Below are 17,169 nucleotides of genomic sequence, written 5' to 3'. Positions count from 1 at the left end.
CAGCCTAGGTGCGGGCGCGGACGGATGCCTCGACCGCCCGCAGTCCCGCGAGCGTCTCGGCGAACGAGGTGGACAGCGGCGAGAGCCCGATCCGCAGACCATCGGGATCGCGGTAGTCGGGGATCACGTCCTGCCGCCACAGGTCGGCGGTGACCGACCGCATCGTCGGGTGCGACAGCGTGACGTGCCCGCCGCGCCGAGCGGATTCGCGGGGGGAGGCGACGGTCACGCCCAGGGGCGCGAGCAGCGCGTCGGCGACCTGGATCGCGAACGATGTGAGCGCGATCGACTTCGTCCGCACCGCGTCGATGCCCGCTTCGGCCAGCATCGCCAGGGTGTCCTGCATCGCCAGCATGCCCACGATCGGCGGGGTGCCCGACAGGAACCGGCGCATCCCGTCGGCGGGGGAGTAGTCGGGACCCATCGCGAAGACGTCGGCGGTGCCCATCCACCCCTGGATCGGCTGTGCCAGAGCGGCCTGATGCCGCTCCGCGACGTATCCGAACGCGGGCGAGCCCGGTCCGCCGCCCAGGTACTTGTACGTGCACCCCACGGCGAGGTCGAACCCGTCGGCGTCGGCGCGCACCGGCACCGAGCCGGCCGAGTGGCACAGGTCCCACACGACGAGCGCGCCGGCGTCGTGGGCGATCGCGGTGAGGGCGGCGGCGTCGGCGAGGTGGCCGGAGCGGTACGCGACGTGGCTGAGGAGCACGACGGCCGTCGCCGGACCGACCGCCGCGCGCAGGTCGTCGGGCTCGACCCCGCCGGCACGATCGACCTCGATCCAGCGCACCGTGGCGCCGGCCTCACGGGCGATCCCGTCGACCAGGTAGCGGTCGGTGGGGAAGTTGTCGCGATCGACCACGATCTCGGTCCGGGCGGCATCCGCAGCATGCCGTTCGGCGTATGCGGCCCGCACGAGCTTGTAGAGCAGCACCGTCGTCGAGTCGCCGATCACGGTCTGCCCCGGCGCCGCGCCCAGCGCGACCCGGCCGATCTCGTCGCCGATCGCGAACGGCAGCCCCATCCACGACTCGTCCCAGCCGCGGATCAGCCGTCCGCCCCACTCCTCGGTCACGAAGCGGGCGAGTCGTTCGGCGGTGGCGGCGGGCGGGCGGCCGAGCGAGTTGCCGTCGAAGTACACCAGCGGGCTGTCGGCCCCGACGAACCGGTCGCGGAACCCGCGGAGCGCATCGGCCGCGTCGAGGGCGGATGCCTCCGCCTCCAGTGCTGCGGCGCGGTCAGTGTCCGTCATCGACGAGCTCCTCCTCCGGCACCACCGTCGCCGCGGTGAGCCATTCCGCCACATCGTCCTCACCCTCCGGTGCGCCACCGGGCACGAACGTCGCCACCCCGTGCACCGGCGCCGGGCGCGGCAGCGGGTCGGTGAGCGCGGCGACCAGCGCCGCGCCCCGCACGCCCGCCTCGCCCAGGAAGGCGACCTCGCGCGGGTTGACGCCCAGCGGCTGCACGCCGTTGCCGAGGTCGGTGCCGTAGAGCACCCGCCCGCCCGCGCCGGCGAACCGGGCGAGGTTGGCCACGGCGTGCGCGGTGCCGGCGTCGTCGTGGATGGACAGCGTCGAGATCCACGCCTGCCCGGCCAGGATCGCCGCCGCGACCAGCCCGCCGTCGAGCGTCTCGGTGAACGGCGTGTGCGCGAGCACGTCGACGCCGGTGACGAGGGCGAGCCGAGGCATCCCGGCGCCCTGCACGTGCGCCACCACCGGCAGCCCGCGAGAGTGCGCGCGCACGACGATCGCCCGCAGCGTGGCGGTGTCGAAGACCGGTCCGGCGTCGGCGTGGAGGGCGACCTTGATGACGGATGCCCCGAACTCCACCTGCTCGTCGACCGCGGTCTCGGCGCTGCCCGCGACCCCCGCGCCGAGTGATCCGATCACTTCGCGCACGCTCTCGGGCGGCGCCCAGTCGCGTGCCACCGGATAGCCGCCCGGGGCGGTGATGAAGGCGCCGGCGTACTCCCGATGCGGCATACCGCTCCGTCCCGCGCGGAACAGGGCGAGCGGATCCCCGCCGAGATCGAGGACGGCCGCCACGCCGCCGCGCGGGAGGGCGGCGACGTCGACGAGGTGCGAGTGGACGTGATGATCGGTGAGGGGCGGGAGCGCGATGCCGTGCTCGCCCGTGAGCGCGCGACGGACGACCCGCGCGGTCGGGCCGAGGAGGGCGGCGACGTGCTCGCGGTTCATCGGCCGATCTCGGTCCGTACCGCGAACAGCTCGGGGAAGAACGTGAGCGAGAGCGCGCGCTGCAGGAACGGCACGCCGCTGGATCCACCGGTGCCCGTCTTGAAGCCGATGATCCGCTCGACCGTCTTGAGATGCCGGAAGCGCCACAGCTGGAAGTCGTCCTCGAGGTCGACGAGCTCCTCGCACGTCTCATAGGCCGCCCAGTGCGCGCCGGGGTCGGCGTAGACCGCGGCGAACACCGGCACGAGCTCCGGGGTGAACGTCCACGCCGTCGTGACGTCGCGGGTCAGGACGGCCTCGGGGATGTCGTACCCGGCACGGGCCAGCATCCGGAGGAACTCGTCGTAGAGGCTCGGGGCCTCCCAGGCGGCCGTGACCAGCGCGGAGGCGGCCGGATCCGCGGCGAACACGCGCAGCATCCCGGCGTTCTTGTTGCCCAGCGTGAACTCCACCGCCCGGTACTGCGCCGATTGGAAGCCGCTCGCGTTTCCGAGCACTCCGCGGAACTGCGCGTACTCGGCGGGGGTCAGCGTCGCCAGCACCGACCACTGGTCCGTGAGGGTCGCGAGGATGTGCTTGACGCGGGCCAGAGCCTTCAGGGCGGGCGGCAGATCGTCGGCGCGCAGGAAGGCGCGGGCGGCACCCAGCTCGTGCAGGATCAGCTTCAGCCACAGCTCCGTGGTCTGGTGCTGCACGATGAACAGCAGCTCGTCGTGGTGCTCGGGATCGCTGAGCGGGCGCTGCGCCGACAGGAGCGTCCCGAGATCGAGGTATCCGCCGTAGCTCATGCGATCGGCGAAGTCGGTGACCACCGATCCCTCGATCGACCGGGTGTTCGCTTCGACGCCGTCCACAGCGCGAGCCTACCCGCGGGGAGGCGGCTCAGATGAGGGCGAGCTCGCGCAGCTTCGACTCCACGTCGGCGTTGGTCGGCTCGACATGATGGCTCGCGTCCGGATACACGACGACCGGGATGTTCGTGCGCCCGGAGATCTCCTTCGCCACGTCGGCGGCGGAGGGGTCGGCGACCAGGTCGACGTAGGTGTACTGCACGCCGAGGGCGTCGAGCTGCTTCTTCGTGCGGATGCAGTCGCGACACCAGTCGGCGCCGAACATCGTGATGGTCTCGGGAGCGGAAGTCATGCCTTCCAGCGTACGAGAACCCCGCGGGGAGGGCTCCGGGGGAGGTGGGACGAGGGTGGGAGAGTCCCCGACATCACCTGTGTTAACGCTATGGACAGGCATCTCGACTCGATGCGGGAGGGGTGGGCATGCCACCATGGACACGATGCAACTCTCTGTCGTCGTCCCCACTTTCAACGAAGCTCCCAACATCGCGGAGCTCGTTCGTCGTGTGACCGCGGCGACCGCCGGTTCCGATGTCGAGATCATCTTCGTCGATGACAGCACCGACACGACGCCCGACACGATCCGGGAGGTCGCCGATGCGGCGTCCGTCCCGGTGAAGCTCATCCACCGCACCGACCGCAGCGGCGGGCTCGGCGGCGCCGTGATGACCGGTATCGCGGCGGCGACGTACGACGCCTGCCTCGTGATGGACGGCGATCTGCAGCATCCGCCCGAGGACATCCCGAAGCTCTTCTCGCGCTACGCACAGGGCGACGTCGACCTCGTCGTGGCCTCGCGCTACATCGACGGCGGCGAGCATCACGGGCTGGCCGACCAGACCCGCGTGATGGTGTCGAAGTCGTCGACCGCGCTGACGAAGGCGATGTTCCCGATCCGCCTCAAGGGCGTGTCCGACCCGATGACCGGGTTCTTCCTCGTCGACCGCCGGGCGCTCGACGTCGAGGAGCTCAAGCCGCGCGGGTTCAAGATCCTGCTCGAGATCCTCGCGCGCAAGAGCATGCGCGTGGCCGAGGTGCCGTTCTCGTTCGCCGACCGCTTCGCCGGCGACTCGAAGGCGTCCTTCACCCAGGGTCTGCACTTCCTGCTGCAGCTGACCGCGCTGCGCTTCGGCAAGATGTCGCTCTTCGCGATCATCGGCGGCCTCGGCGCGCTCGCCAACATCTTCATCGTGTGGGCGCTGACCCACCTGGGCATCAACTACATCGCGTCGGCGATCATCGCCGCCGAGATCACGATCCTCGCCAACTTCGTGCTGCAGGAGCGCTTCGTCTTCCAGGACATGCGCAACGAGGCATCCGGTGTCTGGTCCCGCTTCGCGAAGTCGTTCACGTTCAACAACGTCGAGCTGATCATCCGCATCCCCGTGATGGCGCTGATGGTCACCGGCGGGCACATCTCGGCCGTGCTCGCGACCGCGATCACGCTCGTCGTGGCGTTCTTCGTGCGATTCCTCTTCCACTCGCTCGTGGTGTACGCGCCGCGCCGCGCGGCCAAGACCAGTCGCGTGCGCGAGGTCCTGCGCGACATCGACGAGCAGGCGATGGCCCCGGGCGAGCTCTGAGCCGCGCCTCCGGCGGGTCGCCTCACGCCTCCGGCGCGAGCACCCCGTCGGTCTCGAGGTAGCGGTCGCCCGAGACAGGGCACACCCACGCGCCGTCCTGCAGGACGAGCGGCTTGCCGGCCTTGCCGACCCAGCCGATGCGCTTCGCCGGCACCCCGACGACCAGCGCGTAGTCGGGAACGTCCTTCGCCACGACGGCACCGGCCGCGACGAGCGCCCACTCGCCGACCGTGACCGGCGCGATGCACACCGCTCGGGCGCCGATCGCCGCGCCGCGGCCGATCGTCACGCCGACCGCGTGCCAGTCGTCGGCGCTCTTGGGCGAGCCGTCGGGGTTGATCGCCCGCGGGAACTCGTCGTTCGTTAGCACCGCGGCCGGCCCGATGAACACGCCGTCGCCGAGGCGCGCCGGCTCGTACACGAGCGCGTAGTTCTGGATCTTGCAGCCGTCGCCGAGCACCACGTCGGGGCCGATGTAGGCGCCGCGGCCGATGTTGCAGTCGATGCCGAGCGTCGCGCCCTCGCGGACCTGCGCGAGGTGCCAGACGCGCGTGCCGGCTCCCAGCACGGCGGAGTCGGCGACGTCGGCGGATGCCTGGACGACAGGGGCGGCGGATGCGTTCACGGAGACCTCCGAAGGGCGTGGCGGGCGACGGGACCAGCCTACGGCGGGTGCGACGCAGCGTTCGGCAATCTGCCAGGTGACATCACAGGCTCGACCCGGTAGAGTCCTCGCGGGGAAGTCTTCCGACGTGCCGCATGGGGATGTATTGGCACTCGGGGACTCGAGCACGTAAGCGATGGGGATCGCCGACGCGCCGATACGAGGCGTAGGGGATTCCAGGTCTGGGGACTGGAACATGGGGAAGACTGTCGATACTCGACGTGGACTGACGCGCGCGCTCGCTCGCATGCGCGGCATCGCCATCGCGGCGACGGTGGCAGTGCTGGCGGCGACGTTCGTCGCCGTGCAGGCGCCGCTGGCCGCGACGGCCGCCAACCCGACGGCGTCGAGCTCGTGCGGTGCGAACATCAACGCGATCGTCTGCGAGAACTCCAAGCCGGGCACAGACCCGAGCGTGTGGGACATCTCCGGCGCCGGAGATGCGTCCATCCAGGGTTTCGCGACCGACATCTCGGTCAACGCCGGGCAGAAGGTCGACTTCAAGATCGACACGAACGCGCGTTCGTACTCGGTCGACATCTACCGCACGGGCTGGTACCAGGGGCTCGGCGCCCGTCACATCGCCTCGGTCACGCCCTCGGCGACCCTGCCGCAGACCCAGCCCCAGTGCATCTCCGACGTGACCACCGAGCTGTACGACTGCGGCACGTGGGGTGTCTCGGCATCCTGGAACGTCCCGGCCGACGCCGTCTCGGGTGTCTACATCGCCCTGCTCACCCGCGCCGACACCGGGGGATCGAGCCACATCATCTTCGTCGTGCGCAACGACGGCAACACCTCCCAGGTGCTGTTCCAGACCTCCGACCCGACGTGGCAGGCGTACAACACCTACGGCGGGTCGAACTTCTACCAGGGCGCCGCCAACGGTCGGGGATACAAGCTCAGCTACAACCGGCCCTTCGCCACCCGCAACTGGGTGCAGGGACGGGACTTCTACTTCAGCAGCGAGTACGCGACGGTGCGCTTCATGGAGCGCAACGGGTACGACATGACCTACATGGCCGGCGTCGACACAGACCGCCGCGGCGGCGAGCTGAGCAACCACAAGGTGTTCCTCTCCGTCGGCCACGACGAGTACTGGTCGGGAGCCCAGCGGGCGAACATCGAGGCCGCCCGTGACGCCGGCGTCAACATGCAGTTCCTGGCCGGGAACGAGGGCTACTGGCGCACCCGCTACGAGCCGTCCGTCGACGGTTCCGCCACCGATTACCGCACGCTCGTGTCGTACAAGGAGACGTGGGGCAACGCCCAGAACAGGGGCGGCGGCAAGATCGATCCGAGCTCGGAGTGGACCGGGACCTGGCGCGATCCGCGGTTCGCCGCACCCGCACAGGGCGGGGGCAAGCCCGAGAACGCGCTCACCGGCACGATGTACATGGTCAACGACAGCGACCTCGCCGTGACGGTCTCCAGTGACGAAGGGCTGACCCGCCTCTGGCGCAACACCAGCCTGACGTCGATGGCGTCGGGTGCGACGACCGCGTTGGCCGCCCACACCATCGGGTACGAGTCCAACGAGGATGTCGACAACGGGTTCCGGCCGGCCGGCCTGATCCGGCTGTCCACCACCGTCGGCGCGGTGCCGCAGTACCTCACGGACTACGGCAACACGGTCGTCGCGGGAACCACCACCCACCACATCACCCTCTACAAGGCCGCCAGTGGCGCGCTGGTCTTCTCCTCGGCGAGCATCCAGTGGGGCTGGGGTCTCGATCAGACCCACGACGGCAACGGCGCACCCGCCGACATCCGGATGCAGCAGGCGGAGGTGAACCTCCTCGCCGACATGGGCGCCCAGCCGGGCAGCCTGATGAGCGGTCTCGTCCCCGCCTCGAAGTCCACCGACACGACGGCACCGACGACCGTGATCACCTCGCCCACGCAGGGCCAGGCGGTCGCGCAGGGTTCGACCGTCACCGTCACGGGTACCGCCTCCGACGTCGGAGGCCGGGTCGCGGGTGTCGAGGTCTCCACCGACGGCGGCACCTCGTGGCACGCGGCGCAGGGCACGACGAGCTGGACCTACAGCTACATCCAGCAGGGCGACGGCTCCGTGCCCATCATCGCCCGCGCCATCGACGACAGCGCGAACTTCACAGCCGCGGGCACCACGCGCAACGTCACCGTCAGCGGCCCGTACAGCATCTTCGGCGCCACCGCTCCCGAGGTCGCCGCGGCGGATGACACCGCCTCCTACGAGCTCGGCGTCAAGTTCACCTCGTCGTCCGACGGGTTCGTCTCGGGGGTTCGGTTCTACAAGGGAGCGGGCAACACCGGTCTGCACACGGGCTCGCTCTGGGACGCGAACGGAAACCGTCTGGCGTCGATCGTCTTCGTGAACGAGTCCGCCTCCGGATGGCAGCAGGCGCAGTTCGTCGTGCCCGTCCAGGTGGTGGCCGGCGCGACCTACACGGTCTCGTACACCGCCCCCAACGGGCGCTACTCGCTCACCGACCGCTACTGGCCGTACAAGGCGACGAAGACCGCGCCGCTCTCGGTCGTCGGTGGTCTCGGGTCCACCGCCCCGGGCGTCTTCGGCGCGGCCGGCGCGTTCCCGAACACCGCCTGGACGGCCGACACCAACTACTTCGTCGACGTGCTCTTCACGAAGTCCGACACGTCTCCGCTGCGCGTCGCGAGCCGGACTCCGCAAGCCGGCGTCTCGAGTGTCGCCGTCGACACGCCCATCACGGCGACGTTCGTCCGCCCGGCGCAGGCCTCGTCGGTCGCGATGACGGTGACCCCGCAGGGCGGTTCGGCGATCGCGGGCAGCGTCTCCTACGACGCGGCGAGCCGCACGGCGCGTTTCACGCCCTCCGCGCCGCTCGCCTTCGGGACGACCTACGCGGTCACGATCTCGGCGACCGACACCAACGGCGTCGCGATCGAGTCCGATGCCGGCTGGACCTTCCGCACCCGTGGTGCCGACCTGCCGGCGGGTCAGTGCCCCTGCTCGCTCTACTCGGAGAGCGTCACGCCGGCGGTCACCGCGGCAGCCGACCCCGACGCGGTCACCCTGGGCGTCAAGTTCACGACATCGGTGGCGGGTTCGGTCACGGGCCTGAAGTTCTACAAGGGCGCAGGCAACGGCGGGACCCACACGGGCGCGCTGTGGGCGGCCGACGGGACGAAGCTGGCCGACCTGACCTTCACGGGCGAATCCACTCAGGGATGGCAGTTCGCCTCCTTCTCCACGCCGGTCGCTCTGCAGCCGGGCGTGACATACATCGCGTCCTACGTCGCCCCGCAGGGACGGTACGCCGCGACGGCCGCGGGGTATGCGGCGTCGTATGCGCGCGGTCCGCTCACCGTGCCGGCGAACGGAGCGGTCTTCACCTATGCCGCGGGCGGCTTCCCCGCGCAGACCTCCACGACCGACTACGGAATCGATGTGGTGTTCGCCACCTCGACCGACACGCCCGCGATCACCGCTCGCACTCCCGACGCGGGTGCGACGGACGTCCCGGTGGGCACCACGGTGTCGGCGACCTTCGCGGGCGCCGTCAAGCCTGGCTACACCGGGCGCGTCGTGGCCGACGGTGTCGAGGTGCAGGGCACGTGGACCCTGGACTCGGGCAACACGAAGGTGACCTTCGCCCCGTCCGCCCCGCTCATCCCGGGCGCGCAGGTGAACGTCACACTGACGGGCGTGCAGAGTCAGGCCGGTACCGCGGGTCCGCAGTTCGCCTGGTCGTTCACCACCGCATCGGGAGGGCAGGCTCCTCCAGTGGGCTTCTTCGGCGCCACCACGCCCGTCGTGGCCGACTCGGGGGACTCCGCGGCTGTGGAACTGGGCCTCGCGTTCTCGTCGTCGGTCGCCGGTCAGGTGCGGGCCATCCGGTTCTTCAAGGCCGCCGGCAACACGGGAGTCCACACCGGATCCCTGTGGGGACCGAACGGACAGCGCTTGGCCACGGTGACGTTCTCGGGTGAGAGCGCCTCCGGGTGGCAGCGCGCGACGCTCAGCACTCCTGTGGTCATCGCCCCGGGCGTGCAGTACACGGTCTCCTACTTCGCGCCGCAGGGGCGGTACTCCTACACCGCGCAGGCGTTCGCAGCGCCGGTGACGTCCGGTCCGCTCACCACTGCGAGCCCCGACAACGGCCGCTACCGCTACGGCGCCAGCACCGCCGTCCCCACGGCGAGCTTCAACGCCACGAACTACTTCGTCGACGTGGAGTTCGTCGCGGACTCCGCGGCGCCGATCACCGTGACGGCGAAGACACCCGCCACGGGTGCGACCGGTGTCGCAGTTGCCCCGCAGATCTCGGCGACCGTGGATCAGGACCCGGGTAGCCGGACGCTCGCTCTGGTCGTGTCCACGTCCGCGGGGACCGTGGCGGGGCAGTCGAACTACAGCGCCGCGGACAAGAAGCTCACCTTCACGCCGGCCGCGGATCTGAAGCTCGGGACGACCTACTCCGCGATGGTGACGGTCGACGGCGCCGCGATCGATTCGTGGTCGTTCTCGACGCTCGACGCCGTCCAGACGCTGTTCGCGGATGCCGCGCCGACGACCACCGTTCCGGACACCGACCCGATCGAGGTCGGGACCGCGTTCACGGTGTCGCAGCCGGGAACGGTGAAATCGATCCGGTTCTACAAGACGGTCCCCAACACGGGTCTGCACCGCGGAACGCTGTGGGCACCCGACGGAACGGTGCTGGCGCAGGTGGCCTTCACGAACGAGACCGCCTCGGGCTGGCAGCGAGCGACGCTGAGCACACCGGTTCCCGTCGTGCCCGGCACGACGTACACCGTCTCCTACTTCTCCGCGGGTGGACGCTATTCGTACGAAGGCGCGTACTTCGCGCAGCCGCGGACGAACGGGTACGTCACCGGGGTCGGCGTCACCAACGGAAGGTTCGTGTACGGCGCCGACGGCGGATTCCCGACGCAGTCGTTCAACTCCACCGCGTACTTCGTGGACGCCGAGATCGACTTCAGCGGCGACGCACCGCCGGTCGAGACGCCGGCACCCGCCATGCTCGCCAAGACTCCGGCGGCGGATGCCTCGAACGTCGATCCCGCCACCGCCGCGATCACCGCGACCGTCTCGAACGCGTCCACCGCGTCGATCGTCCTGACCAGCGGCGGCACCGCCGTCCCCGGCCAGTCGGTGTTCAACGCGACCTCCGGTGTCGTCGCCTTCACGCCGACCGCGCCGCTCGAGCGGGGCAAGACCTACACCGTGCAGGTCACCGCCAACGGCGCGCCTCTCGGCAGCAGCTGGTCGTTCTCGACCCTCCCGGCACCCGCTGTGACGGCCACGAGCCCCGCCGCGAACGCCACGAACGTCGCTCCGGGAGCCGCCGTGACCGCCACACTCACCAACGCGGCGTCGGCCGCGATCGCGGTCACCTCCGCGGGGCTCCCCGTACCGGGAGCGTCCTCGTACAACGCCACCACCGGCGTCGTGACCTTCACCCCCAGCGCGCCGCTCGAGCGTGGGGCGACGTTCGCCGTGACCACCACGGCCAACCTCTCCCCGGTCGCGGGCGGGTCGTGGTCCTTCAGCACGGTGCCCAAGCCCGGTGTGGTCGCGGTGACGCCGTCGGCGGGTGCCGGCAACGTCGATCCCACGACGGCGAAGATCACCGCCACCCTGTCCAACGCCACCTCGGCGACCGCCACGGTCAGCGCGGGCGGAGTCGGCGTGGCCGGTGCGACGAGTTTCAACGCGGCGACCGGTGTCCTCACCTTCACACCGTCAGCCGCCCTCGACTGGGGCAAGACCTACGCCGTCGTCGTGTCGGCGGACGGCGCCGTGCCGGCCGGAGGGTCGTGGACCTTCACCACGGTCGCCAAGGCCACGCTGACCGCGCGCACGCCGGGCGTCAGCGCCACCAACGTCGATCCGACCACCGCCAAGATCACCGCGACCCTCTCGGGTGCGGTGACGGCATCCATCGGTGTCAAGAACGGCACGATCGACGTCCCGGGCACCACGGCGCTCAACACGGCCACCGGGGTGGCGACCTTCACCCCCACCGCGCCGCTGGACTGGGCGAAGACCTACACCGTCACGGTGACCGCCCACGGCACGTCGGTCGCCAACGGATCATGGTCGTTCACCACGTTCGTCAAGGCCACGCTGACCGCGCGGACGCCGGCCGTCAACGCCACAGGCGTCGACCCCACCACGGCGAAGGTGACCGCGACACTGACCGGGGCGGTGAACGCCTCGATCGCGCTCACCCTCGGCGGGGTCGCTGTCGCCGGGACGTCCGCGCTGAACACGACGACCGGTGTGGTCACCTTCACCCCGACCGTCGCCCTGGACTGGACCAAGACCTACACCGCGACGGTGACCGCGAACAGCGCCGCCGTGACCGGCGGAGCCTGGAGCTTCACCACCAAGTCCGCGCCGTCGACCATCTTCGGCGCGACGGCGACGCCGGCCAACGCGAACACCAGCATCGCCCAGGCCGTGCAGATCGGCACGCGCTTCAAGAGCTCTGCTGCGGGAGTGGTCACGGCGATCCGGTTCTACAAGGGCACCCAGAACACCGGCACGCACACGGGGTACCTGTGGGCCGCGAACGGCACCAGGCTCGCGACCGTCACCTTCACCAACGAGACCGCCTCCGGCTGGCAGACCGCGACGTTGTCGACGCCTGTCCGCCTCACGGTCGGTGCCGAGTACCGCGTGAGCATGTACAGCTCGACCGGTCGCTACCCGTCGACGACGAGCGGGTTGACCAACGCGGTGACCTCGGGGCCGCTGTCGACCATCGCGACCGGCGGTGCCTATGTGTACGGGACGGGATTCCCCAACACGACATCGACGACGAACTTCTGGGTGGATGTGGTCTTCAGCCCAGACAACTGAGTCTTATCGTTCTACGATCTGATCAACACACCGCGCGGGGGTGCGGTCGAGGGGGGAGTGTGTTCAGCGTGTCTGAACGACTGAATGTGGTTGTCGTCGGTGCGGGGTATTGGGGTCCCAACCTGGCGCGGAACTTCCGGGCGAGCCCGGACTGGAATCTCGCGGCGATCTGCGATCTCGACATCGAGCGCGCCCAGCGGGTGGCCGACGGCGTCGGCGGGGTGCCGGTGACGGCGAGCCTCGACGAGGTGCTGGCCGACCCCGCCGTCGACGCGATCGCCATCGCGACGCCGGCGCGCACGCATCACCCGATCGTCTTGAAGGCGCTGGATGCCGGAAAGCACGTGATCGTCGAGAAGCCGCTGGCCGACACCCGCGAGAAGGGTGTCGAGATGGTCGAGCGTGCGCGCGAGCGCGGGCTGGTCCTGATGACCGACCACACATTCTGCTACACGCCCGCCGTGCTGAAGATCCGCGAGCTCATCGCCGAGGGGTCGCTCGGCGACATCCTGTTCGTCGACAGCGTGCGCATCAACCTCGGACTCATCCAGCCCGACGTCGACGTGTTCTGGGACCTCGCTCCGCACGACCTGTCGATCCTCGACTTCGTGCTGCCCGGCGGCCTCGACGTCGACACGGTCGCCGCGCAGGGCGCCGACCCGCTCAAGACGGGCAAGTCGTGCGTCGGGTACCTCACGATGCCGCTGAAGAACGGTGCGATGGCGCACGTGCACGTCAACTGGCTCAGCCCCACGAAGATCCGTCAGATGGTGATCGGCGGCACGAAGCGCACGCTGGTCTGGGACGACCTCAACCCGCAGCAGCGCCTGAGTGTGTACGACCGCGGCGTCGACCTCGCCTCGCAGTCGGCAGAGACCGCCGACACCCGCGCCTCGAACATCTCGTACCGCCTGGGCGACACGTGGTCGCCGGCGCTGCCGGAGCGCGAAGCCCTCGCGGGCGTCGCGACCGAGTTCGCCGCGGCCATCCGCGAGGGGCGCCCGGCACGCACCAGTGGTGAATCGGGACTGCGCGTACTGTCCGTCCTGGAGGCCGCCGCGGCCAGCCAGACCATTCACGGCGCCCCGGCGCCCGTTGCAGGATTCAGCAAGGAAGAGATCAGCGCATGACGAACCTCGAAGGCACCCGCATCCTCGTCACGGGCGGGTCGGGCACGATCGGGTCCACGCTCGTCGATCAGCTCGTCGACGCGGGCGCCGCGCACATCGACGTCCTCGACAACCTCGTCCGCGGGCGCGTCGCCAATCTCGACGACGCGATCGCGACCGGCAAGGTCGCCCTCATCGACGGCGACATCCGCGACGCGAAGCTCGTCGACGAGCTCACGGCCGACAAGGACGTCGTGTTCCACCAGGCGGCCATCCGCATCACGCAGTGCGCCGAGGAGCCGCGGCTCGCGCTCGAGGTGCTCGTCGACGGCACGTTCAACGTGGTGGAGGCGGCCGCCAAGCACAAGGTGCGCAAGCTGATCGCCGCATCCAGCGCCTCCGTCTACGGCATGGCCGAGGAGTTCCCGACCACCGAGCGCCACCACCACGAGAACAACGACACGATCTACGGCGCCGCGAAGACGTTCAACGAGGGTCTGGTCCGCAGCTTCCGCGCGATGCAGGGCCTCGACTACGTGCTGCTGCGCTACTTCAACGTGTACGGCCCGCGCATGGACGTACACGGTCTCTACACCGAGGTGCTGGTGCGCTGGATGGAGCGCATCGCCGACGGCAAGCCGCCGCTCATCTTCGGCGACGGGCTGCAGACCATGGACTTCGTGTGCGTGCCCGACATCGCCCGCGCCAACGTGCTGGCCGCGCAGAGCGACATCGTCGAGGGCACCTACAACGTCGCCAGCGGCACCGAGACGAGCCTGCTCGAGCTCGCCGAGGCGCTGCTGCGCGTGATGGGCTCCGACCTCGGCGTCGAGCACGGCCCGGAGCGTGCCGTCAACGGCGTCGCCCGTCGTCTCGCCGACACGTCGGCCGCGAAGCGCGATCTCGGCTTCGAGGCCACGATCGGCATCGAGGACGGACTGCGACAGCTCGTGGACTGGTGGGCTCCGCTGCGCGAAGAGATCGCGGCCGGCCGGAAGGTGTCGGCGTGAGCGAGCGCATCAACGTCATGGTCCCCTGGCTCGGCCAGGAGGAGGCCGACGCTGTCGCCGAGGCGATCGCCAGCGGCTGGGTCGCGCAGGGGCCGCGGGTCGCGCGCTTCGAGACCGAGTTCGCGGCCGCGATGCTGGCCCCCCACGCGGTCGCCGTCACCAGCTGCACCACGGCGCTGCACCTCGCGCTGATCGTCGCGGGCATCGGCCCGGGCGACGACGTGGTCATCCCGTCGTTCTCCTTCATCGCCACCACGAACGCCGTCCGCTACGTCGGCGCGAACCCGGTGTTCTGCGACGTCGACCCGGTGACGGGCAATGTCACCGGCGCCACCGTCGCCGCCGCGCTCACCGACGCGACGAAGGCCGTCATCGCGGTCGACCAGGGCGGCGTTCCGCTCGACCTCGACGACGTGCGCGCGGTCACCGATCCGCGGGGCATCGTGGTCGTGGAGGATGCCGCGTGCGGCGCCGGTTCGACCTACAAGGGTCGCCCCGTGGGCGCCGGTGCCGATATCGCGGCATGGTCGTTCCACCCGCGCAAGCTCCTCACCACCGGTGAGGGCGGGATGATCACCACGCATCGCGAGGACTGGGCGAAGCGCGCGAAGAACCTGCGCGAGCACGCCATGAGCGTCTCCGCCGCCGACCGGCACGCGTCGGTGCTGCCGCCCGCCGAGGAGTACGGCGAGGTCGGCTACAACTTCCGCATGACCGACCTGCAGGCCGCGGTCGGCCTCGTGCAGCTCGGTCGCCTGCCCGCCATCGTCGCGCGCCGGCGCGAGATCGCCGAGACGTATCAGCGGGCGATCGACGGGATCCCGGGGCTCCGTGCCGTGCGCGACCCCGAGTACGGCACCGGCAACTACCAGTCGTTCTGGGTCGAGGTCGGCGAGGAGTACCCCACCGACCGGGAGGGTCTGCTCGAGGCGCTCGCGCACGCCGACATCTCGGCGCGCCGCGGGATCATGGCCTCGCACCGCCAGGCGCCCTACCGCGATCTGACGCCCGCGTCGGGGCTGCCCGTCACCGAGCACCTGAACGATCGCACGCTGATCCTGCCGGTCTTCCATACCCTCACCGACGCCGACCAGGAGCGCGTCATCGCCGTGCTCCGCCAGCCCGGGAGCGCGGTGTCGTGACCGGTTCGTCGGCAGGGGGACTGCTGCTCGTCGGTGCGAGTGGGCTGGCGCGCGAGGTGATCGCGGCCGGCATCACCGGCGTCGTCGGCATCGTCGACGACGACCCGGAGCTTCTCGACACCGAGATCTCCGGCGTGCCGGTCGTGGGCACGACCGCCGACGCCGTCAAACGCGAAGAGTCGCTGCTGGTGTGCATCGGACCGAGCGCCGCACGGCGCAACGTGGTGCGTCGCTTCGCGAAGTTCGGTGTCGCCGAGGAGCGGTTCGCGATCTTCGTGGCGCGTTCGGCCCGGATCGGCAAGACGAGCAGCGTCGGACCCGGCAGCATCCTCCTCGACCAGCTCGTCGTGACGGCGGATGCCTCGATCGGCAGCCATGTCGTCGTGATGCCGAACTGCACGATCACCCACGACTGCGTCCTCGAGGACTTCACCACGCTGGCCGCCGGAGTCGCCCTGGGCGGCACGGTGCGCATCCGTGAGGCCGCGTACGTCGGCATGAACGCCTCGATCCGGCAGAACCTCACGGTCGGACGCTCCGCGACGATCGGCATGGGGTCCGTCGTGCTCGAAGACGTCCCGAAGGAACAGACCTGGGCCGGCGTGCCCGCTCGACAGCTGGAAGCGAACGAATGACGAACACACTCACGACCGTCCCGTTCCTCGATCTCGCCGCTCAGCAGGCGGAGGTCGCCGACGAGGTGCTGCCCGTCTGGCAGCGCCAGCTCGCCTCGGCAGGTTTCATCGGCGGCGCCGAGGTGTCCGCGTTCGAGGCCGAGTTCGCCGACTACATCGGTGTGCAGCACGTCGTGGGCGTCTCGAACGGCACCGACGCGCTCGAACTCGCCTACCGCGCGGTCGGCGTCGAGGCCGGCGACGAGGTCATCATCCCGGCCAACACCTTCATCGCCACCGCCGAGGCGGTCTCGCGCATCGGCGCGATCCCCGTCCCGGTCGACGTCGACGATGAGTTCCTGCTGATCGACCCCGACGCGATCGAGGCCGCCATCACCGTCCGCACGAAGGCGATCGTGCCGGTTCACCTCTTCGGCCAGACGGCGCCGATCGACCGCATCGCCCCGATCGCCGAGAAGCACGGACTGGTGCTGATCGAGGATGCCGCGCAGAGCCAGGGCGCCGCCTCGACCGCCGGACGTGCCGGGGCGCTCTCGCGCGTCGCGGCGACGAGCTTCTACCCCGGCAAGAACCTCGGCGCCGCCGGTGACGCCGGCGCGGTCATGACCGACGACGCCGCCGTGGCGGATCTCGTCCGCAACCTCGGCGGCCACGGCAGCTCGGTGAAGTACGTGCACGACCACGTCGGCATGAACGCCCGTCTCGACGCGATCCAGGCCACGGTGCTGCGCGCGAAGCTGCGCCGTCTCGACGGCTGGAACGCCTCACGCCGTGTCGCGGCAGCCCGCTACGGCACGCTGCTGGCCGACATCTCCGGTGTGCGCACCCCGGCGGTGCTCCCCGGCAACGACGACGTATGGCACCTCTACGTGGTGCGCGTCGACGAGCGCGACCGCGTCATGGCCGAGCTCGGCGCCGCGGGCATCGGGGTCGGCATCCACTACCCGACGCCCGTGCACCTCACGGAGGCGTACGCGTCGCTCGGTCACCGTCGCGGAGAGTTCCCCGTGGCGGAGGCCGCGGCCGACCGCATCCTGTCGCTGCCGATGTTCCCGCACCTCACCGAAGCTCAGCAGGACGCGGTCGTTGCCGCGGTTCGTGCCGCGGTGGGCGGATGA

General features: G+C 70.4%; 12 protein-coding genes. 7 read left to right on the top strand and 5 right to left on the bottom strand.

Annotation, left to right across the window (positions count from 1 at the left end; genetic code table 11):
• Positions 1–4: 4 nt before the first annotated feature.
• The 4 genes from ACSJDX_RS05315 to ACSJDX_RS05300 form a co-directional block, all read right to left on the bottom strand.
• Positions 5–1,255, bottom strand: coding sequence for a kynureninase (locus ACSJDX_RS05315; protein ID WP_438354521.1), 1,251 nt, complete (start codon positions 1,253–1,255; stop codon positions 5–7).
• Positions 1,242–2,207 (bottom strand): hypothetical protein, encoded by a 966-nt coding sequence (locus ACSJDX_RS05310; RefSeq protein WP_438354520.1) that lies wholly within the window; start codon positions 2,205–2,207, stop codon positions 1,242–1,244. The genes ACSJDX_RS05315 and ACSJDX_RS05310 overlap by 14 nt, the downstream gene beginning before the upstream one ends.
• The gene (locus ACSJDX_RS05305; RefSeq protein WP_438354939.1) at positions 2,204–2,995 is read right to left on the bottom strand and encodes a tryptophan 2,3-dioxygenase; all 792 of its coding nucleotides are present in this window, start codon (positions 2,993–2,995) and stop codon (positions 2,204–2,206) included. Before ACSJDX_RS05305 ends, ACSJDX_RS05310 begins: the two co-directional genes overlap by 4 nt.
• A gap of 94 nt (positions 2,996–3,089) precedes the next feature.
• Positions 3,090–3,350, bottom strand: a complete 261-nt coding sequence (locus tag ACSJDX_RS05300) for a glutaredoxin family protein (RefSeq protein ID WP_438354519.1) — start codon at positions 3,348–3,350, stop codon at positions 3,090–3,092.
• 145 nt (positions 3,351–3,495) lie between these two features.
• On the opposite strand from ACSJDX_RS05300, the gene ACSJDX_RS05295 reads away from it, so the two are divergent.
• On the top strand, positions 3,496–4,638 hold the full coding sequence (locus tag ACSJDX_RS05295; RefSeq protein WP_438354518.1) for a glycosyltransferase: 1,143 nt from the start codon (positions 3,496–3,498) through the stop codon (positions 4,636–4,638).
• 22 nt (positions 4,639–4,660) lie between these two features.
• Here ACSJDX_RS05295 and ACSJDX_RS05290 read toward each other — a convergent pair whose 3' ends face one another.
• On the bottom strand, positions 4,661–5,263 hold the full coding sequence (locus tag ACSJDX_RS05290) for an acyltransferase (RefSeq protein ID WP_438354517.1): 603 nt from the start codon (positions 5,261–5,263) through the stop codon (positions 4,661–4,663).
• 286 nt (positions 5,264–5,549) lie between these two features.
• Between ACSJDX_RS05290 and ACSJDX_RS05285 the strand changes: the two genes are divergently transcribed.
• From ACSJDX_RS05285 to ACSJDX_RS05260, 6 genes are all read left to right on the top strand, one after another.
• Entirely contained in the window at positions 5,550–12,155 is a 6,606-nt protein-coding gene (locus ACSJDX_RS05285) for a DUF4082 domain-containing protein (RefSeq protein ID WP_438354516.1), read from the top strand.
• Between the two features lie 68 nt (positions 12,156–12,223).
• Positions 12,224–13,285, top strand: a complete 1,062-nt coding sequence (locus ACSJDX_RS05280; RefSeq protein ID WP_438354515.1) for a Gfo/Idh/MocA family protein — start codon at positions 12,224–12,226, stop codon at positions 13,283–13,285.
• On the top strand, positions 13,282–14,274 hold the full coding sequence (locus tag ACSJDX_RS05275; protein WP_438354514.1) for an NAD-dependent epimerase/dehydratase family protein: 993 nt from the start codon (positions 13,282–13,284) through the stop codon (positions 14,272–14,274). Before ACSJDX_RS05280 ends, ACSJDX_RS05275 begins: the two co-directional genes overlap by 4 nt.
• Positions 14,275–14,291: 17 nt before the next feature.
• Entirely contained in the window at positions 14,292–15,416 is a 1,125-nt protein-coding gene (locus tag ACSJDX_RS05270; protein WP_438354938.1) for a DegT/DnrJ/EryC1/StrS family aminotransferase, read from the top strand.
• Entirely contained in the window at positions 15,413–16,051 is a 639-nt protein-coding gene (locus tag ACSJDX_RS05265; RefSeq protein WP_438354513.1) for an acetyltransferase, read from the top strand. Before ACSJDX_RS05270 ends, ACSJDX_RS05265 begins: the two co-directional genes overlap by 4 nt.
• On the top strand, positions 16,048–17,169 hold the full coding sequence (locus tag ACSJDX_RS05260) for a DegT/DnrJ/EryC1/StrS family aminotransferase (RefSeq protein WP_438354512.1): 1,122 nt from the start codon (positions 16,048–16,050) through the stop codon (positions 17,167–17,169). The genes ACSJDX_RS05265 and ACSJDX_RS05260 overlap by 4 nt, the downstream gene beginning before the upstream one ends.

This window comes from Microbacterium fluminis, from assembly GCF_051549805.1.
GTDB lineage: Bacteria > Actinomycetota > Actinomycetes > Actinomycetales > Microbacteriaceae > Microbacterium.
Note: the sequence above shows the minus strand (reverse complement) of the source record. Positions and strands in the feature narration are given on the sequence as shown.